A 22,862-nucleotide genomic window follows, 5' to 3' on the forward strand; every position below is an offset into this window, starting at 1 on the left:
ACTGTTGGCTGTATATTAGTCAAAACCAGCTTAAAAGGTAGAAAGGCGTTGCCCGATATTGTACTCGTTTATTTTATATTGATAATTGGCGCATGTTTACAGTGCGTAATTGGCTTTGGGCTAGGGTTACTCTGCGTACCAGTTCTGTATTGGCTAATGCCAGAGCTAGTGCCCGCGCCTATGATCCTCAACGCGTTGTTGATCACCGCATTACTGACAATAAAGCACCGCGGCGCAATTGATGTCAAACAAACTGGTTATTCCATTTTTGGCGGAGCTATTGGTGTACTTAGTGCCGCTGCTGTTATGGTCTATGTAGATTCTGAGCAATATCGGCTGCTATTAGGTAGCTGTTTATTACTTGCTGTCGGCCTGTCTTTAACAGGTTGGTCGCCTAAATTAACTATGCTATCAAACCTTGTTGCCTCCATTGCATCAGGTTTTATTGGCACCACCACCTCAGCAGGCGGCGCGCCGATGGGGCTGCTTTACCAAGCACAAAATAAAGATAAAATTAAAGCAAATCTCAGTATTTTTTTTGTGTTTATCAATCTGTTCGGCATCATTGCTTTATTAGTAACAGGCTCCGCTGATATGCAAGATATTGTATTATTTTTAAAGTGCTTACCAGCAATATTAATTGGCTGGGGAGCCTCGTATTTTGTTAATAATAGCATCAACGAAAAAGCCACACGGATACTCATTATTTTGGTCGCCAGTTTTTCAGGTCTAGCACTTATTTTTATTCACCGTTAATATAGTCGGCCTTTATGTGCTTTTAAGTTAGGTTTTCATGGCAGTTAACGCAATAAAAATGATCATCCCATGCCAATGCTTACTTGGCGAAGGGCCATATTTCAGCCGTACTTTTAACTGCTTGTTTTGGGTTGATATTTTAAGCAAAGTTCTGTATCGCTTTGATTGCACACAGCAAACATTACAGGCAGTGCAAATGCCTGAGTCTATCTGTTGGTTGATGGAAACCCACGATCAACAGCTTATCGCTGGGTTTGAAAATGCCATTTATTACCTCGATAGCAACACCCTGCAAAGAACATCGCTGTATTGCCAACTAAATGAGCCGCAAGGTAACCGTTTAAATGATGCCAAAACCGATCGCCATGGCAACCTGTTCTTCGGCACTATGGATAAGCTTGAGCAACAAAACGTGGGTTCATTGTATCGACTTGGCAATGGTAAAAGCTTGCAAAAAGTTGATAGCAATTATGTGATCAGTAATGGCCCTGCAATTAGTAAAGATGGTCGCACACTTTATTCAACAGAATCTTCAACTCAGACTATTTATCAGTTTGATTTAAATGCCCAAGGTGAGCTTAGCAACAAGCGCGTATTCGTAAAATTTGACCAAACAATGGGTTTTCCCGATGGCATGACAGTCGATAACGACAATCACTTATGGGTCGCGTCATGGAATGGTCATGGCCTTTATCGTTTTTGTGAAAATGGCACTATTGTGCATTTTTATCGACTCCCCGCACCTAGGATCACCAGCCTCACTTTTTTTGGCGATGATCTAACAACCATCGCCGTTACCTCCGCCCGTATTGGTCTTGAACCTGAGGTATTAACACAATATCCCTACAGCGGTGCTGTATTTATTTTACAAGCCGATATACAAGGAATAGCAGAAACGCCCGCGCAGCTGTGAGCACAATCGGTCAAGGCGTCTTTTTTAGTGCTAGGATAAAATGTTAGTATGTAAGTATATATTTGCATAAATGAGCCGCTATGAAAGCAAACACTACTTTTTTACAAAATGTAAAACAATCAACCACAGCAAAGCCAAGCTCTGAGTTAGAACTATTATGGCAACGCATAGAAAAACACACTAAGCGCAACGCTAATTTTGATACTAAAAAGCAAGGTTTATTTACTCAGTTCAAAGAACAAGTAGAGCCGCATGAGCAGTATCAAGCACAGATGATTGCACAGCAAGTTATTCATTTAAGTCAATTTATTCCCCGTAAGAGCTTAACTGTTGAGCAGCGAAGTGAACTGGTGGATTGGATAAATGCAGATTTAGATTATCTATCAAATCACCCGTTTACAGGTGACATAGATATAGCAGCAATATCACATACATTTCGCTCACAGCTGGATAAGCACAACCAAGCCGCGGTAAACGAGATCCCCGCATCTGAGTTGAATATGTTCAGGGCCATGCTACAGCAAGATTTTCCTGGTTTAGAATTAACCGATGAACAATTAAAGGAAATTACGCTTGATCCTAAACTGCTTTATCAACACTTAGATGAACAAGGCTTGGGTGATAACACAGAGCATGAGCCAAACAGCGCTGATGAAGCGTTTAATACCGGCGATGCGTATAGCGATGATGATGAAGATTGGGATGACTTTTTTGACCAATATGAACATTTTGATCGTGATGAAATTAAACAACAAAAGACAAACTCAAAATTAGAAAAACTCTTTAAGAGTTCGCAATTAAACAAAATGTATAAACGTTTAGCGTCAAAATTGCACCCCGATAAAGAGCCAGATCCAGCAAAAAAAGCTGAAAAACACCAGTTAATGCAACAACTCGGCGAAGCACGCAAAGCAAAAGACGGCTTTACCTTATTGCAGCTTTATATAACGCATTTTGATGACGATGTAGACTTTGACGAAGAAACCAAAGCAAACCTAGTACCGTTACTGCAAAATAAAATAGCTGAGTTAAATGCGCTTCATCGCAGGCAAAAACAAGGCAACGATGAACATACACTGGTATGGCGCAAGTTTAACGGCCGTAGTAAAGCACAGATCAAAGAAAACTTTGCAAACCATATAGCAGCTTTAAATAATGAATGTGATGAAATTGCAGAGCGCTTAGGCTATTGCACAACCGTAAAATTACTCAAAGAAGAGCTAAACGATCGGATTTTAGACAAACGCCATATGCCAGCATCTTTTCAAGCCGCGCTCGAAAGTATGTTTAATTTTTGATCTAAAACAAACCATTCACGCAGAAAAGGAATTCTGCTTGTAAACAATAGTTTTTCTGATAACTTATGTTAACAACAATAAAAATAAATAGTGCAGGGAATGCATGACCCCACAATTTGATTATATTTGCCAACGTCGTTTTCACTTTATTGAACTAATCGTACATTGGGAAGGGCGGTTAACGACCAACCACTTGCAAAAACATTTTGCTATTAGTCGTTCAAGTGCTTCTAACATCATTCAAGATTACGTTAGGTTTCACCCCGATTTCTTACGCTACAATAGTTCGCTTAAAGGTTATCAAGCGACTGAATATTTTAACCCATGCTTAAATGAGTTAGACCTAAGTGCGTACTTAAAAATCGCCAAGCAAAGTGAAGATACCGTCAGTTTGCAGCAGTTCACTTGGCTCAATTCACCACTTGCTGATATTGCCCCTAAAAAAGTACGGGGTGTATTACAAGCACTTAATAGCCAATTAAGAGTGGATGTAGGTTACGCATCGGTGTCGAGCCCTGACTTTGAAGCTAGGATCATCAGCCCGCATAATCTAGTGTTTGATGGTATGCGCTGGCATGTACGCGCCTATTGCGAGAAAAATCGCGACTTCAGAGACTTTGTACTCACCCGTTTTAATGGCGAATATGAATTTGAAGGTGATGCCGAATATGACCAAAGTCACGACACATTATGGCAAACACAATTAGACGTTGTTATTGAACCTGATCCTCGTTTAACCCCAGAGCGCGCCCATATTATCGCCCTCGATCATCAAATGACCAAGCAGGTCAATGGCCGTTACCAACGTACAATAAACGTACGCGCCGCATTATTACTCTACTTGTTAAAGCAATTACATCTAGACAGCTACCAAGCAAAACCCGAAGCCCAGCAAATTATTTTAAGCCCAGAATGTTTAGAGGCACTAAAACCCTATATGGAATGGTGATTTAAAACATGCGTAAAAGATCAGCAGGTGATAAATGTACAGTGTTGTTGAATTAATCTAGCAAGCGTAGGGTTAATAAATAGCCATCAAGGAACATAAATTATGGGAATTCCAAGTTATTTTAAATATTGGGGAAAAGCGAAAAAAGATCCGCTACAGAGTGGCGCTGATTATCATTTATTGGTGTACCACTGTTTGGATGTGGCAGCGGTTGGCAAAGTTTTACTCGCAGAAGAAAAACCACTAACTAAAGAGCTTGCAGAGTTTTTGGAAATAACACCAAAACAACTCCAGAGTTTATTAGTTTTTTTATTGGCTTTACATGACTTAGGAAAGTTTACATCTGCATTTCAAAAACTTTATAGCGCACCCAATGATGAGTTATTAAGTATTGAATCATGTTTTGATTACGATGGAAAAAAGTATCGGCACGATAGAATGGGGTTATATTTTTGGAATACATTGTTAGAAGATTTTTTTACATTTGTTTTAGGTATTGATGAGTTTAATCGTCGTACTCACGCTGATATTTCAAAAAACTTAATGGTGCTAATGAATTGCATGCTTGGTCATCACGGGGAGCCAATAAATAAGCAGGACCCACAATCAATAAAATCCTTTACTGAAGAACAAAATCTATTAGCGGTGAGAGAGTTTTATCAAGATCTCGTTCAAGTGTTAACGCTTGAGTTTCCTGTCGAAAAATTAGCTTCAAAATCATGGCGCAGAAAATTGGAATTAGTTAGCTGGCAAATTGCAGGAATTGCGGTTCTAGCCGATTGGATAGGCTCCGATCGTCAATTTTTCACCTATAAATCAAAAGCTGAAACATTAAGTGATTATTGGGAAATAGCGCAAAGAACAGCAGCTAAAGCTGTCAGTTCAACCGATTTAGATAAAGCACCTTTAGTTAAACCTTTTATTTCTATTCAGGAACACTTTGGTTATACACCCACACCGTTGCAGCATTGGGCGGAAACAGTAGACCTTGATGACAGTCCGCAATTATTTATTTTAGAAGATGTCACCGGGGCTGGTAAAACAGAGGCAGCTCTTGCATTAACACATCGTTTGATGGCTGTGGGCAGTGCAGATGGTTTTTATTTTGGTTTACCAACAATGGCAACGTCTAATGCTATGTTCTCTCGTGTTGCAAAACACTATTTACAAATGTTGGATAGTACTAGCGATAAACAACCCAGTATTGTACTTGCCCACGGTGCTAGAGAAATGAATGATGTATTTAGTGATGCTGTAAGAGACGCTAAATTTACATCAAAATATGAAGATAAAAATTATCATCATACCGACAGCACTGCTACCGCACAGTGTAATCAATGGCTAGCTGATTCACGAAAAAAAGCTTTGTTAGCGCCAGTCGGCGTTGGCACAATCGATCAAGCGTTACTTGCTGTCCTACCTAGACGCCATCAATCATTACGGCTCTTAGGTTTAAATAGAAAGGTACTCATTTTTGATGAGGTACATGCAGCCGATGAGTATATGTTTGAGTTATTAGAAAGCTTATTAGCATTACACTTACATCAAGGTGGCTCTGCAATTTTGTTAACGGCAACCCTTTCGTTAAAGCAGCGTCAACGACTTGCAAATATTTGGCTTACTACATCAGGACATAAGCCAAAGGCTTTAACTGAAGATTCATTTCCTTTAGCTACTAATGTTAATCTGAATTGTGAAAAACTAATTTTTGAAAAGCCTTTGGCAAGTCGTTCTGATGTCAGCCGTGAAGTATTAGTAGAGCATCTAACTTGTGTTGATGAATGTATCAATACAATCCTTAATGCAGTTGCACAAAATCAATGTGTTGTTTGGGTGAGAAACTCAGTTGATGACGCTTTACAAGCTTTTCAACAACTACAAGCTCATTTAGGCAATCCGCAGCAGTGTATTTTATTTCATAGTCGCTTTGTGTTAGCAGATCGTAAAGATATAGAAAACAAAGTGTTAGAGGTTTTTGGTAAAACGAGCACAGGTGAACAACGCTGTGGCAAAGTTCTTATTGCTACACAAGTATTTCAAGAAAGTTTAGACGCAGACGCAGATGTCATGATCTCAGATATTTGTCCGATTGATGATTTAATTCAGCGTACAGGCCGGTTGCATCGCCATACTCGTGATAAAATGGGCCATTATCAAGCTGGTATTATTGACACCCGTCAACAACCTACGCTGTATATTCATGCACCAGAATATACAGACACACCCTCAGGAGACTGGTTAAGTAAATCATTCATCAATACCCAATATGTTTACCGCTCTGCAGGACGTTTATGGCTAGGGTTGCGAAAGTTACTAGATCTAGGCGCTATTCGGATGCCAGAGCAAGCAAGAGATCTTATTGAAGCTGTTTATAGTGATGAGGCACTTTTACAAATTCCAGAAAGTTTAACCCATCAAGAAAATGAACTCTTTGCAGCAGAGCGTGCAAAAGCACATAAAGCAAAAGCAAATTTATTACAGTGGCAACAGTTTGGTTATTGCGATCAAAGTGCGAATGCATGGCATGAAGATATTACTGATATTAGTACGCGGTTCAGCGACATTGAAACTGTAGAGGTGTTATTACTCAAGCAAGATGAAAAAGGTAATTTAACTCCTTGGGTGGATGATGAAAAATTTGCAGTACAACTAAGTACTGTCAAATTATCGAAGAACAAATATGCCGACAAATTGATACTAATACCAGAGCATTTACAACCGGCATTAGAGCATCTTTATCAGCAACATAAATATTTGCAGTATATGCAGGTATGGTTACCAGAACTTGATACAAATTTTACTTATCACCCAATCACAGGATTTAGTGAGAAGATATCCCCGCTATAGCGGGGAACACCTGATTTTCTCATGCGAGATCTAATCAGTTAGCGGTTCAACTCAAAAATTTTGAGAACTTAAAAAGTATATCTCATTTTTAATCTAGATTAATCAATTGAGTATAAATTTAGTAAAAAACAAATTAAGAGATTTAATCAGTTAGCTTTTATTTATTGACTTGGTCTTGCTTTCTGTTTAATCTTTAAACTGTCGAATGCAAATGGGTGGAGCAAGTAGAGGCAGTAAACCACCCCCACAAGCGCCAGTCTGGAAAATTGATGATAAGTGGTTTCGATGTTGTAGGCAATGTTTGTCGCAGCTTTTTACAGCCTCATCAAAAAGGTATTAAAGATGTTAAGTAATTTAATTGTTTCATATGATTTACATGCTACAGGCCAAAATTATGATGCTGTAATAAAGTCTATTAAGTCTTTAGGAGGCTGGGCGCACATACAAGGTTCTATTTGGTATGTTAATTCTCAGTTTAATGCAGAGCAAGCAGCTAAACATGTTTGGGGTAATATGGATGAAAATGATTCGCTTATTATTGTTGATTCAGTAAAAAATGAAGCATATTGGTACAATTTAGCAAACGAAGTTTCTAACTGTATTCAAGCGAACTGGAATCGTTAAGGTAAATTAAGGGAATGGATGCCCTATTTATAAATTAAACCGAAGGAATAAATGTGAATATTTTACAAAACCCATGGTTGCCTTTTAAGTTAATAGATGGCACAGAGCAAGTGTTACCAATGAGCGCTATTTGTAGGAATAACGTTATTGACTTTGCTCTGCCAAGAGCTGACTTTCAGGGGGCTGCTTATCAGTTTGCTATTGGCTTATTACAAACTGTATTTGCACCAGAAGATGAGAATGAATGGATTGACTGTTATGAAAAACCACCAAGTGAGCAGGAGTTACAAGAGGCATTTAAAAAAGTTGAACATGCATTTAATGTGGAAGGTGATGGTCCATTGTTTATGCAAGACTATGATGAGCTTGCAACGGCAAAACCCACAACGGTGGCTGGTTTATTAATAGAAGCGCCTGGTGCTAATGGCCTTAAATTAAATACAGATCACTTTATAAAACGTGGTATTGGTGAGGTAATGTCGTTAGAAATGGCTGTCTTAGCATTATTTACCTTACAAATTAATGCCCCTTCGGGGGGCTCAGGTCACCGAGTAGGCTTGCGTGGTGGTGGGCCTTTAACTACATTAATCATGCCTTCAACCGCAAAATCAACGTTATGGCATAAGCTTTGGTTAAATATTATTAATTTAGAGCATTGGCGTTACCCAGTCCCTGATTTTACTGATGGTAGTGTATTTCCTTGGTTAGCTAAAACCAAAACCAGCGAGAAAAAAGGCAGTGAAATTTACCAAGATGATGTGCATCCTTTGCATATGTTCTGGGCAATGCCAAGGCGTATTCGCCTAGATGTTACTAGTACTGAAGCTGTTTGCAAGATATCTGGTTTATTCACTCAAAAAACAGTATCTACATACCGTACACAAAATTATGGTGGAAATTATTCTGGTACGTGGTCTCACCCGTTAACACCTTATAAATGGGATCCTAAAAAGCCTGATGAAGAACATTTATCTGCAAAAGGCCAGCCTGGTGGCATTACATATAAAATATGGGAGTTACTAAGTTTTACAAGTAATGAAGAAGGTCAGCGCTGTGCGGCTGTGGTTAACCATTATTATTCTATTAGTAATATGTTTGAAGAAACACATCAGCAAATTTCTCAATTATGGGCATTTGCATATGACATGGATAATATGAAAGCGCGTTGTTGGTATGCAAATAACTTTCCTGTTTTTCCTGTTTTACCCGAGCAGCATGACAACGTGTTAAGGCAAATCAAGCAACTACAAACGTTAAGTAATAACGCATTATGGCATTGCCGTTCGCAAATAAAATCGGCCTGGTTTGAGGTTCCTTCAGATGTTAAAGGTGATACATCATTTATCGATTTGACTTTTTGGCAGCGTACTGAATCAGTATTTTTTACTGCTGTGGCACAGCTTGTAGAGAATACTGAACAACAAATTTATACCCTTCAACCAGAACAAGCGAAAGCGTGGTTAAGTTCACTGCGTATTATCTGCTTAGATTTGTTTGATGAATATGCGTTATCTGAATTAGGTAATCAAAAGTCAATGGCAAAACGCATTAAAGCAAGACAGCAGTTAGCTGGTTGGCTATTCGGGGGGAAAGATATTAAAGCCTTTATCGCAAACCATAACATTGAATTTAATAAGGAGCTAGCTTGATGGATAACACAATAGAAATAGCCATATTACGTTGGTGGCAAAGTATGTTTTTATCTAATGAACAATTACGAGAAAAAGGTATAACACCAGCGCCCACTGCTCATAAAGCAAAATTAAAACGCTGCGACAACATAGATTCAGTCATGCTTAGTGATGGTTTTCGAGCTTTGTGGTTGAGCTTACCAGAGAATTTTATAGCAACCGCAAGTCCTGAAAAAATTGAATGTTTTGCCGCGATTGTTGCTGCTTTAGTGCAAGTAAAAAATAATAGTAAAGAGAAGTTAGCGACCATTGCGGGCAAAAAAAACGAAGGTGAAAAATCAGTGGTGAGTGAGTTACGTTTTTCACAATTACAAAATGCCAAATCACCGGATGATTTTGTACGTCGCTTACGTCGAATTCTACAGCAAGTAAAAGGGGAAGTGGCGGTAACTGCATTAGCTAAAGACATTGAGCGGTGGTTTGCTGAGCATTATGGCACACGACCAAACCAACCTAGCAAACGTGTTTCTGTACAGTGGGCGATGGATTACTACCGCGCCGCTGCAAGTTATAAATAATTTTAACAATTTAAGGATTTTACTATGAGCCAATTTATTCAACTTCATTTATTAACATCATACCCACCGTCAAACTTAAACCGTGATGATTTAGGGCGTCCAAAAATAGCCAAGATGGGTGGTTTTGATCGCTTACGTATTAGTTCACAAAGTTTAAAGCGTAACTGGCGTGTTTCAGATACTTTTGAAACTGCTATGTCGGGGCATATTGGTATACGTACCAAACGCTTCGGGGTAGACATTTATAATGCATTACTTGCAGAAGGCGTAGCTGAAAAGCAGGCTAAAGAATGGGCAGTTCAAATCGCGGGGGTATTTGGTAAAAGTAAAAAAGCAGACAAAAAAAAGCCATTTGAAGAACTCGAAATTGAACAACTTGCTCATATTAGCCCAACAGAAAAAGATGCAGCATTGACTTTAGTTAATATATTAGCGCAGGAAAGTCGTGCACCTAATAGTGATGAATTAAAGTTACTTAAAAATGAGAGTACAGCGGTAGATATTGCTCTGTTTGGAAGAATGCTTGCTTCTAGTCCTGAATTTAATATTGATGCAGCTTGCCAAGTTGCTCATGCCTTGAGTGTACACAGCGTTGTGATAGAAGATGATTATTTTACTGCTGTTGATGATTTAAATGATGGTAAAACTGATTCTGGTTCTGCGCATATTGGCGAAGCAGGTTTTGCAGCCGCTTTGTTTTACAGTAATGTTTGTATCAATAAAACACAACTAATTGACAACCTAAATGGTGATGAAGCGTTAGCAAATAGAGCTATTAAAGCCCTAGTTGAAGCCACTGTTACGGTAAGCCCTAAAGGTAAGCAAAATAGTTTTGCTTCACAAGCGTATGCAAGTTTTGCGTTAGCAGAAAAAGGCGCACAGCAGCCACGTAATTTATCTGTGGCTTTTTTAAAGCCAGTAAACGACCAAGATCAAGCGACGGCAGCAATAAAAGCGTTAGAAGATCAAGTAAGAAATTTTGATAAAGTTTATGGTAACTGTGCGGATGAACGTTATCAATTCAATGTAATAACGGGTGAGGGTACACTTGCAGAACTATTAGAGTTTGTCGCAAGCTAAGGGGAAAGTTATGAAAGAATATTTAGTCTTTCGTTTATATGGTCCTTTAGCAAGTTGGGGACAAGCCGCTGTTGGAGGTGATAGGCTCACTGGCTTGCAACCTACACGTTCAGCTATTTTGGGCTTGCTTGGTGCTGCTTTAGGGATAAAGCGAGAGCAGGCGGAACGACTGCAAGCACTACAAACTAGTGTGAATATAGCAGTAAAACAAACTGTACCGACTAGTTTAATGCGTGATTATCATACAACACAGGTACCAAGTTATAAAAATAAAGTAGTGCATAGAACACGCAAAAGTGAATTATCAGAAGATAAATTAAATACTATTTTATCGAGCAGAGACTATAGGTGTGATGGTGTGTGGATCATCTCGATTTATTTAACATCCGATGCAGTTCATACACTTGAGCAACTAAAAAAAGCACTTGAAACCCCTGTATATTTGTTGAGTTTAGGACGTAAATCCTGTCCATTGGCAGCGCCAATGATGCCAAAAATTGTTAAAACAACAAGGTTAAAACAGGCACTTGACACCGATTTTCCTTCATTATTAGCTACCGAAAAAGAAGAGTTTTTTAATAATGAAGAACGAATACGATTAAACGCTAATGGCTGGGTAAGTTATTTTTGGGAAGGTGAAAAGAGCGAGTTTATTGAACAAGGGGTTATAACAACCCAGCCTTGGGATGAACCTATTAGCCGAGATCGTTGGCAATTTAAGCAAAGAGTCATGCATCAAATTACATTAAAAGAAAATCATGAAAATAAGCTAGAAGGAGGCGCAGATGTTTCTTAGTAAAGTTACATTATTAACTACAACTCAGTCTGCTGCTGAATTAACTAAACTTGCAAGTAATGGTGTTTATGCGTCTCACCAGTTACTTTGGCAATTATTTCCTGAAGATAATCAGCGAAATTTTATTTATCGCCAAGAAGAAGGAATAAATGGGCGGCCTGAATTTTTTGTTTTATCACTGAATAAACCTATTGCGAATGACACTATTTTTAACGTGCATACTAAATCGTTTATGCCGAAATTAAATATAGGTGACAGACTCGCATTTAAATTAAGAGTCAATCCAACGGTGTGTATTACTGACGATAAAGGTAAAAGTTGCCGTCATGATGTGCTTATGCATGCCAAAAAACATGCTAGCAATGATGTGAAAAATGATAGTGCGGGTTTAAAAATTTCGATGGAGCAAGCGGCTACACAATGGATCTCAGATAGTAACCGATTGGCACAATGGGGTATATCATTTGATGTTTTACCTAATATTGAGTCTTATACTCAACATGATAGTAAAAAGCGAACCGGGCACAATGTACGCTTTTCGAGTGTCGATTTTCAAGGAATATTAACTATTACCGATCCTACAGTATTTTTAAATCAATATGCTTGTGGATTTGGTCGAGCAAAGTCTATGGGATGTGGCTTGATGATGATCCGTAACGTTTAGTTTAAAAATGTTACACATAAAAAGGAGTTGTTATGGCTGCGAAACTAACAGTACTTGAGAAGGATATTTCTACTTTTAAACAAGGTGATATTGAGTACATTAATATTACAGATATTGCTCGATATAAAAACACAGCTCGTACTGATGATTTGATACGTAATTGGTTGCGTAATTGTAACACCATTGAGTTTTTAGATATTTGGGAGCAACTTAATAATCCACATTTTAATCCCGTCGAATTCGACGGGTTTAAAAAGGAAGCTGGCTTAAATAGTTTTACGCTCAAACAAATGAGAATACTTAGTAACTCTGCTGCACAACAGTCAACGATAACGATGGCTACAACTTTAAAAGATGTAAAATAATGGCTTTTCTTCCGCTTAAACCAATCCCAATTAAAGATCGTAATTCGATGATTTTTGTGGCGATGGGCCGTATAGATGTGCGTGATGGCGCATTTGTAGTTATTGATGAAGTTAACGGCGAACGAATGCATATACCCGTTGGCTCTGTGGTGTGTATTTTACTCGAGCCTGGCACACGTATAAGTCATGCTGCGGTAAAGCTTGCTGCCACAACAGGCACATTGCTGATCTGGGTCGGAGAGGCGGGTGTGCGGCTCTATTCCGTTGGGCAGCCAGGAGGCGCAAGATCTGATAAGTTACTTTATCAAGCTAAGCTAGCACTAGATGAAACCTTACGTTTAAAAGTAGTTAGAAAAATGTTTGAACTTCGCTTTGGCGAAGCCGCACCAGAACGACGTAGTGTTGATCAGCTTCGAGGTATAGAAGGGGCGCGCGTTCGTAAAACTTACGAGTTACTAGCAAAACAATATAATATTGATTGGAAAGGTCGTAAGTATAATCCAAAGGATTGGCAAGCTGGCGACACAGTCAATCAATGTATTAGTGCTGCCACATCGTGTTTATATGGCGTTACTGAAGCGGCTATATTAGCTGCGGGTTATGCGCCAGCTATTGGCTTTTTACATTCAGGTAAACCACTGTCTTTTGTTTATGATATTGCAGACATTATTAAGTTTGACACGGTTGTACCCGCAGCTTTTAAAGTGGCTAGCAAGCATTCTAAGCAACCAGATCGTGATGTACGAATAGCTTGCAGAGAAGCATTTCGAAAAGATAGAACCTTACAGCGGCTAATTCCTTTAATCGAAGAGGTATTAAGCGCTGGTGAGATCACGCCACCGAAACCTTATGAAGATGCCCAACCGCCAGCACTACCAGAGCCTGAATCTATTGGCGATGACGGGCATCGCACTAATTAGGAGTGGATCATGAGTATGTGTGTTGTTGTAACTGAAGCAGTACCACCTAGATTAAGAGGGCGGTTGGCTGTTTGGTTATTAGAAATTCGTGCAGGTGTATACGTTGGTGATGTAGGTCGAAAAATCAGAGAGATGATTTGGTATCAAGTCAATGAACTTGCCGAGCAAGGTAATGTGGTGATGGCGTGGGCAACTAATACTGAGTCAGGTTTTGATTTTATTACCTATGGTAAAAATGCACGAATGCCGATTGATTTAGAAGGGTTAAGGCTCGTTAAATTTACCCCAATAAATAGTGAAATATCATCATTAGAATAGCTGTTTTGCTCTTTAATAATTTGGTAGATTTAACCTAACTGTTTTTATTTAGTAAAAACAAGCATATACTTTTAGAGTGTTCCCCGTACTCACGGGGCTGAACCGATGCCAGCCGCAGTGGCCAAGTAGAGCAAGAAGTGTTCCCCGTACTCACGGGGCTGAACCGTCTGGAGTATTTACAGTGGTTTTGTGACCGAAGTGTTCCCCGTACTCACGGGGCTGAACCGCCTTACTGTTAGCGCTGCTGGCTTTGCCAAAAGTGTTCCCCGTACTCACGGGGCTGAACCGTACAATCTCGCCACCTTCAATACCAGCATTAAGTGTTCCCCGTACTCACGGGGCTGAACCGAATTAGATGAAAAACTTTGGAGATGATTGTGGGTGTTCCCCGTACTCACGGGGCTGAACCGGCAGCGGCTCATGGCCTTTGTTGAACATTCTAGTGTTCCCCGTACTCACGGGGCTGAACCGCGTAAATGGTAGCGCTTTAAACGTTCAATTAAGTGTTCCCCGTACTCACGGGGCTGAACCGGCTTAATTGATGCTGAAACCAGTTATTTAAAAGTGTTCCCCGTACTCACGGGGCTGAACCGGGGTTTACAAACGCTGGGTAAAACTGCTCACCAGTGTTCCCCGTACTCACGGGGCTGAACCGTAATGAGCACAATAAAGTGTATTCAGCCATGGGTGTTCCCCGTACTCACGGGGCTGAACCGCGGCTTTAAATTCGTTTTTGCGTGCAATGCCAGTGTTCCCCGTACTCACGGGGCTGAACCAGACCGTTCTCAGGTGTCTACATAATATAGGTGTGTGTTCCCCGTACTCACGGGGCTGAACCGGCAGCGCAACATCGCCTTTGTTGAACATTCGAGTGTTCCCCGTACTCACGGGGCTGAACCGTGGTACCCGTGGGTGCAAGGTTTTGTGTTGGTGTGTTCCCCGTACTCACGGGGCTGAACCGGTTTATCTGATGTCAACATCAAAAAATAAAGAGTGTTCCCCGTACTCACGGGGCTGAACCGGATGGGGACAATGAAAGAGCTATTTGAAGCTGGTGTTCCCCGTACTCACGGGGCTGAACCGGCATTCCTTATTTGTCGTTCGATTTTAAAGGGCGTGTTCCCCGTACTCACGGGGCTGAACCGTTGATGAAGTTGATGCCATAGCCTGTATAGCCGTGTTCCCCGTACTCACGGGGCTGAACCGCATTTGCAAACGAGCGTACCGCGCGATCAAGTGTGTTCCCCGTACTCACGGGGCTGAACCGTGTTAGCCTAGCGACAGCTAATCAAAAGATCAGTGTTCCCCGTACTCACGGGGCTGAACCGCTCAGCTTATGTGGATGACAAAGGCTATCAAAGTGTTCCCCGTACTCACGGGGCTGAACCGACCGTGTAATACATCGGGCAATTTACAATGTAGTGTTCCCCGTACTCACGGGGCTGAACCGCGATACATACACGATTCTTACGCGTGCAGAACGTGTTCCCCGTACTCACGGGGCTGAACCGCCATGCCGACACGCACAGCATAAAGCTAAAATGTGTTCCCCGTACTCACGGGGCTGAACCGGGCCATGAGCACCCGCCTATCTAACACGCTAAGTGTTCCCCGTACTCACGGGGCTGAACCGTCAATCGGCGTTAGGTTTGTAGCGCTACTCATGTGTTCCCCGTACTCACGGGGCTGAACCGCTTTCCCGCCCCGCTTGCTATTCGTCACGCAAGTGTTCCCCGTACTCACGGGGCTGAACCGGGTAGATTATGAATAGCTTAATCACATCAACTGTGTTCCCCGTACTCACGGGGCTGAACCGGTAGTCACATACTGCGGGCTAGCATCAATAGGGTGTTCCCCGTACTCACGGGGCTGAACCGGTTAAAAACAAACAATAAAACACAGGTTTTTCGTGTTCCCCGTACTCACGGGGCTGAACCGTATGATTAAAAAAATAAAGTGGCCGGATAAAAGTGTTCCCCGTACTCACGGGGCTGAACCGTTATAAAAAGCATGGAGTACGAAGATGAGTATGTGTTCCCCGTACTCACGGGGCTGAACCGCTCGGGCGGGTTTAGGAAGGCAGAAGAGGTTAGTGTTCCCCGTACTCACGGGGCTGAACCGCCGGTTGATGCGTCAACCGGCTGCATTTTTAGGTGTTCCCCGTACTCACGGGGCTGAACCAGGAACACCACGATAGCCCATTACTGTCTCGCCGTGTTCCCCGTACTCACGGGGCTGAACCGGCGGATAATTCAGGGCCGCTATACACTGATAAGTGTTCCCCGTACTCACGGGGCTGAACCGTCAGCTTGCTGTTATTCGCCAAACTGATACCAGTGTTCCCCGTACTCACGGGGCTGAACCGTTCCAGAATCGGATTGGAATCATTTTATTTTTGTGTTCCCCGTACTCACGGGGCTGAACCGCCATGACTTAGCAAGGGCAGGAAGTAAGGACTGTGTTCCCCGTACTCACGGGGCTGAACCGCATGTTCTTCAGAGTGAACCAAAATAGCACCCGTGTTCCCCGTACTCACGGGGCTGAACCGCGGCTGCAAAATACGTTGATCACTTGGTCGGTGTGTTCCCCGTACTCACGGGGCTGAACCGCGGGTTTTTTTATGGGCTTAGCGTTTGTGGATGTGTTCCCCGTACTCACGGGGCTGAACCGGAAACCCGCGATTTTAGCTTTTTACATTTTAAGTGTTCCCCGTACTCACGGGGCTGAACCGCATTGTTTAACTCACTCAAACATAGCTGGCGCGTGTTCCCCGTACTCACGGGGCTGAACCGCACAATCAACGCTGAGCCTGATAAACCCACTGGTGTTCCCCGTACTCACGGGGCTGAACCGTGATAGACCCGCTAGAAAGCCACATTGACTGTGTGTTCCCCGTACTCACGGGGCTGAACCGTCTGAATCTATAAGCCCCACCCCGTTTGAAAGTGTGTTCCCCGTACTCACGGGGCTGAACCGCGGTTAATAATGCTGGGGTCACTAAAGCCATTAGTGTTCCCCGTACTCACGGGGCTGAACCGGTTTACATTGTCTAAATTAGTTTGCAGTGCAGGTGTTCCCCGTACTCACGGGGCTGAACCGCAGATTCTATGCATGGAGACTTACTACAAGGCGTGTTCCCCGTACCCACTGGGCTGAACCTGACAGTCAACACCAGGTAACCAAGCTCCAAGGACGGATTGTTGACACGATAGTTTGTTTGAAATTCAGTTCACTTTCGCGCTAAAGCACGACCTACAATTTAAAAGCTTCGCTTTTCGCGTGAGCAAGCTCTACGCCTACATTCATAAACGCCAAGCTACCAAGATGCACCTGTTGCCATGATGGGAACTGATACTAGGATAAGCCGCAGATCGTTACCTTTTGTCTTCTCATTTACTCTCATTCACTTCTCATTGTGCAAAATGATTTTAAGTGATGTATTCACAAAGAGGTTATGAGGCGCTGCGCTTTGGAGCAGTGATATAAAAAGCTGTTAGGTTTGGGGTATTGGAAGTTAATGTGTTTCGTCAAAAACTTGAATTTGATTGCGGCCGGAGTTTTTTGCCATATACAGTGCGCTGTCGGCGGCGAGGATCATCATATCTGCGGTGGTGTTTTGATCTGGTTTGCAGCTATAACATCCGATGCTGATGGTGAGGTAGTCGGCTACGTTTGAATTTGGGTGAGGAATTTTTAGTTGGCTTATTTGCTGTTGCAGTAACTTGGCAAATTTTAAGCAGTGGGTTTTTTCAATGCTGGGTAATACAATTGCAAATTCTTCTCCGCCATAGCGGGCTGCTAAATCACCTTGTCGCTTACATAAACTATGTAATGCATGGGCAACTTGTTTGAGTGCGTGATCACCTTGTCTGTGGCCATGGTTGTCGTTATACAGTTTAAAATAATCGATATCACAAATGATCAAACTCAAGGGTTGCTGTGAGCGTGTTGCTCGTTGAATTTCACTGAGTAAGGTTTGATCAAAGCATCGGCGGTTGGCGATATTTGTTAGGCTGTCGAGGTTGGCTTGTGATTGCAGTTCTTTATTCACTAACAGTAGTTGTTGTTGGGCATGTTCTAAACGTTGTTTATAAAAAACATTTTTGAGGGCGTTGGTAATAATTTCACCAACGAGTTTAATGCGCATCAGATCGGTGTCGGTCCAGTGGCGTATATGTGTTACGCAATCACAGCCAATAAACCCGAACAAAGCATTTTCTGAGCGCAGCCCAATACATAAAACAGACTTGATGCCTTCTGATTCAAATTCAGCTTTTTCGGCAGCGGCGGCGCTTGGCAGCATTTTAACGTCAGGCACGTTAAAAACGTGTTTTTTGTTCATTGTGGCAAAAAAATACGGTAATAAATCTTGTGGAATATTTTGTAGTTTTTCTTTAAATGGTTTGATTTGTGTATTAACCCACTCATGCGTGTTGCTCATGGCTGTGCCGTCTTCGCTAAATTGAAATAAATAGCTGCGGTCGGCATCACAAAATGTACCAATGGTTTTTAACGCGCTTTCAATTTGTTGATCTAAGTTGTCACTTTGTATATCGATTAACTGAGTTGATATTTTTGCGATCACTTCATCAAAATCAGCCTGTTGTGAGCTGGCTGACTGTGGCACACAGGCGAGCATCATCAAGTGCGGGGCAATCAAACTATAAGTAACTTTTATGCACAGAGGGGTCTTTTTTTTAACGATTGTGAAGATGTGTTCAGCGTTATTACTAGGTGCTAAGAATGATTGATAATCAATAGGTTCATTATTATCTAATTGTAAAATTGATAAGTGTTCAAAGGCATTTTTGACAGGGTTGGTTGCAGGCATTAAGCCTAATAATTGCTGGCAGGAGGCATTAGCATGCAGCGTATCAGCTTGATCATCAAACAGCATGATTGCAATTGGTAATGCTTGTATTGATTGCCAAATTTCATCGACTGAATACTGTTTCACTGGCTTTCCAACTTCCTATTAACATATGTAGCTTACATTCAATTATAGTCAAATGGTACTTTAATTGCGCATTTAACAGAGAAATTAGCGCAATATTAAGTTTTATAGTGCGTTTGAGCCTCGGAAGTATTACAATTGATACTGTATATCATTACTCCTTTTCGATATTTCTTTAATGATGATTTTTAGCACCCTTAAGCACAGGTAAAACCGCTTTTCATGACCGATATAACAACGCATCAAGCCTCTCGGCGCCGATTATTAATTGCATTAGCGATCACTTGCTCATTTATGATCATTCAGGTGGTTGGCGCTTATTATGCTAACTCATTAGCCGTATTGGCGGATGCCGGGCATTTATTTGTTCACAATAGCTCTTTATTCATTGCGTTAATAGCCTCGAGTTTAGCTATTCACTTGGCAAAGAATTATAACGATGGTTATCAAAAAGCTGAGCTAACCGGTGGTTTGATCAATGGTTGCTTGTATTTAGCGATCAGTTTAGTGATTTTATACGAAGGTGGAGAGCGCTTTTTACATCATCATGAAGGCCAAGGGCCTGAAGTAAATAGCTATTTAATGTCAGTGATTGCTGCAACAGGGTTTTTATTTCATGGTGCTGCAGCGTGGGTTTTATACAAAGGCCGTAAAGCCAGTATTAATGTATACGCGGTTTTTTTACATTCATTTTTTGATTTAATATCAACGGTTTCTACCTTTATAGCAGGGGTCCTTATTTACCTGACTGGATGGAGCGTGATTGATATTCTCTCCAGTATGCTGATCGCCTTATTTGTCCTGTTTACCGGTGTAAAAGTAATTGTTGGCTGCGTAAAAGGGCTGCGCCTTAATAAAGCTAAATTGCCAGATGTAGCCGATATTGAGCAGGCAATTTCGCATGTGGAACATGTAGAAAATGTACATAACGTAACGGTTACGCGTCGTGATAAAGAATTGGTCGTTGGTGCCCATGTGGTATTAAAACAACATTGCACTAAAGAAAAACATGACGAAGCATGCCGTTTGAAGGTTGAGCAGTTATTGGCGCAACAATTTAAGATTACCATTAGTGTGTTACAGATAGAAAGTAATGGCTGCAAGCATTAAATATAAGTAGCGTACTTGGCAAAACGGCTTTTTACTTTTACTTTTACTTTTACTTTTAGATATCGTTCGTATTATTTTTGGACAAGCTATTGTCAATTTCTCAGCATCGATATTTTGCAGTTTGCTGCTCCGTATTATTAGGTATATTGGCGGGCTTTGTAAATTTACTGCCTTTTTGGTTTCTCGATAGCTCTGAATTTTTATTTGGTCAGTTTTTTGTTTTAATTTGTTTGTTGTTGTTTGGTCTGCGTTATGCGCTGATCACTTGTGCAATTAGTGCCATGTTTATCTTTTATCGCTGGGGGCATTGCTGGCCGTCGTTGGTATTTGTTGGCGAAGTCATTTGGCTTTATTATTTTAGCCATAAAAAAGCGCGATTATTGTTTGTTCGCGGCATAGTATATTGGCTGGTAATTGGTATTCCAGTTTTAGCTGCGATCGGCTATTTTATTATTGCTTTGCCTTGGTTAGCGATTGTTACAGCGCTAGTCAAGTACCTATTAAATGCAGCAATTATATTATCTATTGTTGATTTAATTAGCTTTTTCTTTATTCACCAAGCCTGGCACAAACGCGCTTATTCGCTTTATCAAATCCTTAATTACATCGTTAGTATCCTTATCACTTTAGTTGTTTTACTCATTTCTATTGTACTGACTAATAACCACTACGCCCGTATTGAATATGAAGTAAAAGCACAGCTATCTAAAAAGTCGGAAGATATAGCGGCTAAAATAGATCTGTATTTAAATGACTATCGTCGAGGCATTGTATTAACTGCAAAAGCGATTGAGCAGGGGGTGGCTAAAGAGGTTGCACTGGATCATTTAATGACACTTTATCCAAGCTTTTTGACTTCCATAGTGACCGACGAAAACGCCATTGCACGTGTATTTAATCCTCTTAGTTTACAAGAAAGTTTAAAAGGTAACAGTCTGTCGGTAGCAGACCGTGATTACTATATCAAAGGCAAAGAGTCGCCTAACGGGTACATCTCTGATATTTTCCGCGGTCGCGGCTTTGGTAATGTGCCTATTGTAGGGGTTTCTGCACCTGTATATATCGACGAACGTTTTCAGGGCGTGGTAGAAGGCTCATTAACGTTGGGATCGTTTGAACAGTTTCGGCCGTCGATATTTGATAACCAAGGTGAGTTAGTGGTACTTGATGCCAAAAAGCAAGTGGTATTCAGTACGTTAACATCTCATTATAAAGTGTTGGCACAACTATCCGCAGAGGAATTTTCGCAATTAGAAGGGAACGATCAAGCGATTATGACCACCACTATTGATGGTGAACAATACTATGTAAAAGTGTACTTATCTCAACAGCAGGGTTGGTATGTAGCCAGTTTATTACAACGTAAGTACGCCAATTTAGTTGCAGCTAGTGCTTGGGGGCAGTCGCTATTACTTATTGTGTTGGTGATTTTATTGCCAAGCCAGTTGATCGTAGCCAACTTTATCGCTGCCTTAACAAATGGGCTAATCGCTAAAGCTCACCTGTATTTAGTGTAACTTAAACCGATCGTAATTGGTTATGGACAGTTTGGATATAATCGTCGTTCAGTAGGTTGTCGGCAGTGGTTGGCTTAGAAAAATAGTACCCTTGTAAATCATCACAGCCGATGCGATTTAAAAATTGTATCTGTTCAATTGTTTCTACCCCTTCAGCAATACAATAGAGGCCAAGATTTTCAGCTAAAGTGTGAATTGTTCTAATAATTGATTCGTTACCACTATCTTGCCCAATGTTACGTACAAAGCTTTGATCTATCTTAATTACATCAATGGGGAAGTGACCTAAGGGATCCCCAGAAATAATCATTAAGTTTCAATTACATCACTCACATCCATATTTTTCCAATCGAGTTGCACTACCACCTGTACGAAATAGGCTAGTCCTGCCAAATAATCTCGCCGTCGCAGTTTAATGGACTGTTTTTTGAAGTATCGCAGCCCAACAAATGCCCATGACACTACTCGTCTTTTTTTGGTTGAATTAGCTTGAAAAGCGCCTGTCTTTCCTGCTTTGTCTATCACTGCCCCCAGCATCATTGAGAACCAATGAGCCAGTGTGGCAAGCAGCAACAGTATGTCTAATCGATAGAGTTTGTTTGTCCTGTGCAGATCTGAGCCTAAGCCGAACCTAACACTTTTTTGATCTCGAAATCCTGCTTCTATCTGCATTCTCATACCATATAATTTGAGTACTTTTTCGAGAAAGTGGTGCCTCTTTGGAAGAGAAGAAACGAGTAGCCAAGGCTCCTTATAACCACGTTTTTTATCTCTTTTTAATAACTTATGTCCCTTGCCAACCAGCACTGCATGAGTTTGATATTTTGCACTTTTGGTCAACTCGGTCGCGCCAAGATACTGGCTCTTACGTTGATTGCTCTTGAATAGTGACTGGCATGGAACAAACTCATCGCTGCCCTGCGTTTTCAAATGTGCCGTACCTCGAACCCGGCTGATATAATGCCAGCTATTGTTCCGCACGGCTTTGAGCCAGGGAACTTTAAAGCCCGCATCCGTCACAATGACGGGGCGGCAATCACTCGGCAAGATCAGTTTGAGCATCTTTAAGAACCGTTTTTGAACTTTTGGGCAATGATACTGAAAACTGAATGCACTTTCCTGATACAGGGTCAAAGAACGACCTTCACTGGCAATGCTGGCACGCAGAATACAGTATTTGGTTTGTGTATCTGCATGACTCCAATCAACCAAAATGACGGGATGCTTTTCAGTGACCACAAAACGGCTTAAGCGAACATAAACCGATGTCGACTCACGCAAAAGCTCGTGGTTATTGAGTAGTCGATCAATACGTTTAATATCATGTTTTTCAGTTGTTTTTGAATCCAAATTGCGACCAATAGATGTCAAGGTGCATTGCTGACAGTGCAAAAGAGATTTAACGGCAGCGACTAGAGTATTAAATCTGGCTTTATGAATAGAGTTAGGGGTGACAGCGCGGAGCATATTGTGCAAAATAGTAGACGCATTCATGGTGTTTAGTTCTGTTGTTTTTAAGCGATTCATAAGATCACAAAACAC

Annotated in this window: 19 protein-coding genes and 1 CRISPR repeat array; of the genes, 16 read left to right on the forward strand and 3 right to left on the reverse strand. The window is 41.2% G+C overall.

Annotation, left to right across the window (positions count from 1 at the left end):
- The first annotated feature begins 48 nt into the window (after nucleotides 1-48).
- The 14 genes from NDQ71_RS19425 (at nucleotide 49) to cas2e (ending at nucleotide 13,739) form a co-directional block, all read left to right on the forward strand.
- Nucleotides 49-756, forward strand: a complete 708-nt coding sequence (locus tag NDQ71_RS19425) for a sulfite exporter TauE/SafE family protein (protein ID WP_064665159.1) — start codon at nucleotides 49-51, stop codon at nucleotides 754-756.
- A gap of 37 nt (nucleotides 757-793) precedes the next feature.
- On the forward strand, nucleotides 794-1,669 hold the full coding sequence (locus tag NDQ71_RS19430) for an SMP-30/gluconolactonase/LRE family protein (protein WP_192541352.1): 876 nt from the start codon (nucleotides 794-796) through the stop codon (nucleotides 1,667-1,669).
- Nucleotides 1,670-1,749: 80 nt separating this feature from the next.
- On the forward strand, nucleotides 1,750-2,967 hold the full coding sequence (locus tag NDQ71_RS19435) for a J domain-containing protein (RefSeq protein ID WP_192541353.1): 1,218 nt from the start codon (nucleotides 1,750-1,752) through the stop codon (nucleotides 2,965-2,967).
- Nucleotides 2,968-3,070: 103 nt separating this feature from the next.
- Nucleotides 3,071-3,916 carry a WYL domain-containing protein gene (locus NDQ71_RS19440; RefSeq protein ID WP_301562962.1) on the forward strand — a complete coding sequence of 282 codons (846 nt, stop codon included), beginning with the start codon at nucleotides 3,071-3,073 and terminating at the stop codon, nucleotides 3,914-3,916.
- A gap of 102 nt (nucleotides 3,917-4,018) precedes the next feature.
- Complete coding sequence (gene cas3, locus NDQ71_RS19445) at nucleotides 4,019-6,763, forward strand: CRISPR-associated helicase Cas3' (protein WP_301562963.1); 2,745 nt, start codon at nucleotides 4,019-4,021, stop codon at nucleotides 6,761-6,763.
- Between the two features lie 297 nt (nucleotides 6,764-7,060).
- A complete protein-coding gene (locus tag NDQ71_RS19450) occupies nucleotides 7,061-7,387 on the forward strand; it encodes a CRISPR-associated protein Cas2 (protein ID WP_301562964.1) in 327 nt (108 codons plus the stop codon).
- Nucleotides 7,388-7,440: 53 nt separating this feature from the next.
- Entirely contained in the window at nucleotides 7,441-9,036 is a 1,596-nt protein-coding gene (gene casA, locus NDQ71_RS19455) for a type I-E CRISPR-associated protein Cse1/CasA (RefSeq protein ID WP_301562965.1), read from the forward strand.
- A complete protein-coding gene (casB, locus tag NDQ71_RS19460; protein WP_283709108.1) occupies nucleotides 9,036-9,596 on the forward strand; it encodes a type I-E CRISPR-associated protein Cse2/CasB in 561 nt (186 codons plus the stop codon). Before casA ends, casB begins: the two co-directional genes overlap by 1 nt.
- 24 nt (nucleotides 9,597-9,620) lie before the next feature.
- Nucleotides 9,621-10,676 (forward strand): type I-E CRISPR-associated protein Cas7/Cse4/CasC, encoded by a 1,056-nt coding sequence (gene cas7e / locus NDQ71_RS19465; RefSeq protein ID WP_283709109.1) that lies wholly within the window; start codon nucleotides 9,621-9,623, stop codon nucleotides 10,674-10,676.
- 10 nt (nucleotides 10,677-10,686) lie between these two features.
- Nucleotides 10,687-11,472, forward strand: coding sequence for a type I-E CRISPR-associated protein Cas5/CasD (gene cas5e / locus NDQ71_RS19470; protein WP_283709110.1), 786 nt, complete (start codon nucleotides 10,687-10,689; stop codon nucleotides 11,470-11,472).
- Entirely contained in the window at nucleotides 11,462-12,136 is a 675-nt protein-coding gene (cas6e, locus tag NDQ71_RS19475) for a type I-E CRISPR-associated protein Cas6/Cse3/CasE (protein WP_283709111.1), read from the forward strand. Before cas5e ends, cas6e begins: the two co-directional genes overlap by 11 nt.
- Nucleotides 12,137-12,168: 32 nt before the next feature.
- Nucleotides 12,169-12,501 (forward strand): KilA-N domain-containing protein, encoded by a 333-nt coding sequence (locus tag NDQ71_RS19480; protein WP_301562966.1) that lies wholly within the window; start codon nucleotides 12,169-12,171, stop codon nucleotides 12,499-12,501.
- Nucleotides 12,501-13,421, forward strand: a complete 921-nt coding sequence (gene cas1e, locus NDQ71_RS19485; RefSeq protein ID WP_283709113.1) for a type I-E CRISPR-associated endonuclease Cas1e — start codon at nucleotides 12,501-12,503, stop codon at nucleotides 13,419-13,421. Before NDQ71_RS19480 ends, cas1e begins: the two co-directional genes overlap by 1 nt.
- A 9-nt stretch (nucleotides 13,422-13,430) precedes the next feature.
- Entirely contained in the window at nucleotides 13,431-13,739 is a 309-nt protein-coding gene (cas2e, locus tag NDQ71_RS19490; protein ID WP_301562967.1) for a type I-E CRISPR-associated endoribonuclease Cas2e, read from the forward strand.
- Between the two features lie 76 nt (nucleotides 13,740-13,815).
- Nucleotides 13,816-16,899: a CRISPR direct-repeat array (repeat unit 29 nt; unit sequence GTGTTCCCCGTACTCACGGGGCTGAACCG).
- Nucleotides 16,900-17,253: 354 nt separating this feature from the next.
- On the opposite strand, the gene NDQ71_RS19495 is transcribed toward cas2e, so the two are convergent.
- A complete protein-coding gene (locus NDQ71_RS19495; protein ID WP_301562968.1) occupies nucleotides 17,254-18,696 on the reverse strand; it encodes a diguanylate cyclase in 1,443 nt (480 codons plus the stop codon).
- A gap of 219 nt (nucleotides 18,697-18,915) precedes the next feature.
- Between NDQ71_RS19495 and NDQ71_RS19500 the strand changes: the two genes are divergently transcribed.
- Together NDQ71_RS19500 and NDQ71_RS19505 are read left to right on the forward strand one after the other, a co-directional pair.
- Entirely contained in the window at nucleotides 18,916-19,803 is an 888-nt protein-coding gene (locus NDQ71_RS19500; protein ID WP_301562969.1) for a cation diffusion facilitator family transporter, read from the forward strand.
- 89 nt (nucleotides 19,804-19,892) lie between these two features.
- Nucleotides 19,893-21,320 (forward strand): cache domain-containing protein, encoded by a 1,428-nt coding sequence (locus NDQ71_RS19505; protein WP_301562970.1) that lies wholly within the window; start codon nucleotides 19,893-19,895, stop codon nucleotides 21,318-21,320.
- Nucleotide 21,321: 1 nt separating this feature from the next.
- Here the strand turns inward: NDQ71_RS19505 and NDQ71_RS19510 are convergent, their stop codons facing one another.
- Both NDQ71_RS19510 and NDQ71_RS19515 read right to left on the reverse strand, forming a co-directional pair.
- Nucleotides 21,322-21,630, reverse strand: a complete 309-nt coding sequence (locus NDQ71_RS19510) for an EAL domain-containing protein (RefSeq protein ID WP_301562971.1) — start codon at nucleotides 21,628-21,630, stop codon at nucleotides 21,322-21,324.
- Entirely contained in the window at nucleotides 21,630-22,847 is a 1,218-nt protein-coding gene (locus NDQ71_RS19515) for an IS4 family transposase (RefSeq protein ID WP_301562645.1), read from the reverse strand. The genes NDQ71_RS19510 and NDQ71_RS19515 overlap by 1 nt, the downstream gene beginning before the upstream one ends.
- Nucleotides 22,848-22,862: the final 15 nt, after the last annotated feature.

Origin of the sequence: Pseudoalteromonas sp. KG3 (assembly GCF_030436385.1) — a bacterium.
Classification (GTDB): domain Bacteria; phylum Pseudomonadota; class Gammaproteobacteria; order Enterobacterales; family Alteromonadaceae; genus Pseudoalteromonas; species Pseudoalteromonas prydzensis.

What these genes read in the sequence shown, in the direction of transcription:
- cas5e (WP_283709110.1), top strand. Translation starts at nt 10,687, where the DNA reads ATGAAAGAATATTTAGTCTTTCGTTTATATGGTCCTTTAGCAAGTTGG.
- cas1e (WP_283709113.1), top strand. Translation starts at nt 12,501, where the DNA reads ATGGCTTTTCTTCCGCTTAAACCAATCCCAATTAAAGATCGTAATTCG.
- cas7e (WP_283709109.1), top strand. Translation starts at nt 9,621, where the DNA reads ATGAGCCAATTTATTCAACTTCATTTATTAACATCATACCCACCGTCA.
- NDQ71_RS19435 (WP_192541353.1), top strand. Translation starts at nt 1,750, where the DNA reads ATGAAAGCAAACACTACTTTTTTACAAAATGTAAAACAATCAACCACA.
- cas3 (WP_301562963.1), top strand. Translation starts at nt 4,019, where the DNA reads ATGGGAATTCCAAGTTATTTTAAATATTGGGGAAAAGCGAAAAAAGAT.
- NDQ71_RS19515 (WP_301562645.1), bottom strand. Translation starts at nt 22,847, where the DNA reads ATGAATCGCTTAAAAACAACAGAACTAAACACCATGAATGCGTCTACT.
- NDQ71_RS19480 (WP_301562966.1), top strand. Translation starts at nt 12,169, where the DNA reads ATGGCTGCGAAACTAACAGTACTTGAGAAGGATATTTCTACTTTTAAA.
- cas2e (WP_301562967.1), top strand. Translation starts at nt 13,431, where the DNA reads ATGAGTATGTGTGTTGTTGTAACTGAAGCAGTACCACCTAGATTAAGA.
- casB (WP_283709108.1), top strand. Translation starts at nt 9,036, where the DNA reads ATGGATAACACAATAGAAATAGCCATATTACGTTGGTGGCAAAGTATG.
- NDQ71_RS19500 (WP_301562969.1), top strand. Translation starts at nt 18,916, where the DNA reads ATGACCGATATAACAACGCATCAAGCCTCTCGGCGCCGATTATTAATT.
- NDQ71_RS19450 (WP_301562964.1), top strand. Translation starts at nt 7,061, where the DNA reads ATGTTTGTCGCAGCTTTTTACAGCCTCATCAAAAAGGTATTAAAGATG.
- NDQ71_RS19510 (WP_301562971.1), bottom strand. Translation starts at nt 21,630, where the DNA reads ATGATTATTTCTGGGGATCCCTTAGGTCACTTCCCCATTGATGTAATT.
- cas6e (WP_283709111.1), top strand. Translation starts at nt 11,462, where the DNA reads ATGTTTCTTAGTAAAGTTACATTATTAACTACAACTCAGTCTGCTGCT.
- NDQ71_RS19440 (WP_301562962.1), top strand. Translation starts at nt 3,071, where the DNA reads ATGACCCCACAATTTGATTATATTTGCCAACGTCGTTTTCACTTTATT.
- NDQ71_RS19430 (WP_192541352.1), top strand. Translation starts at nt 794, where the DNA reads ATGGCAGTTAACGCAATAAAAATGATCATCCCATGCCAATGCTTACTT.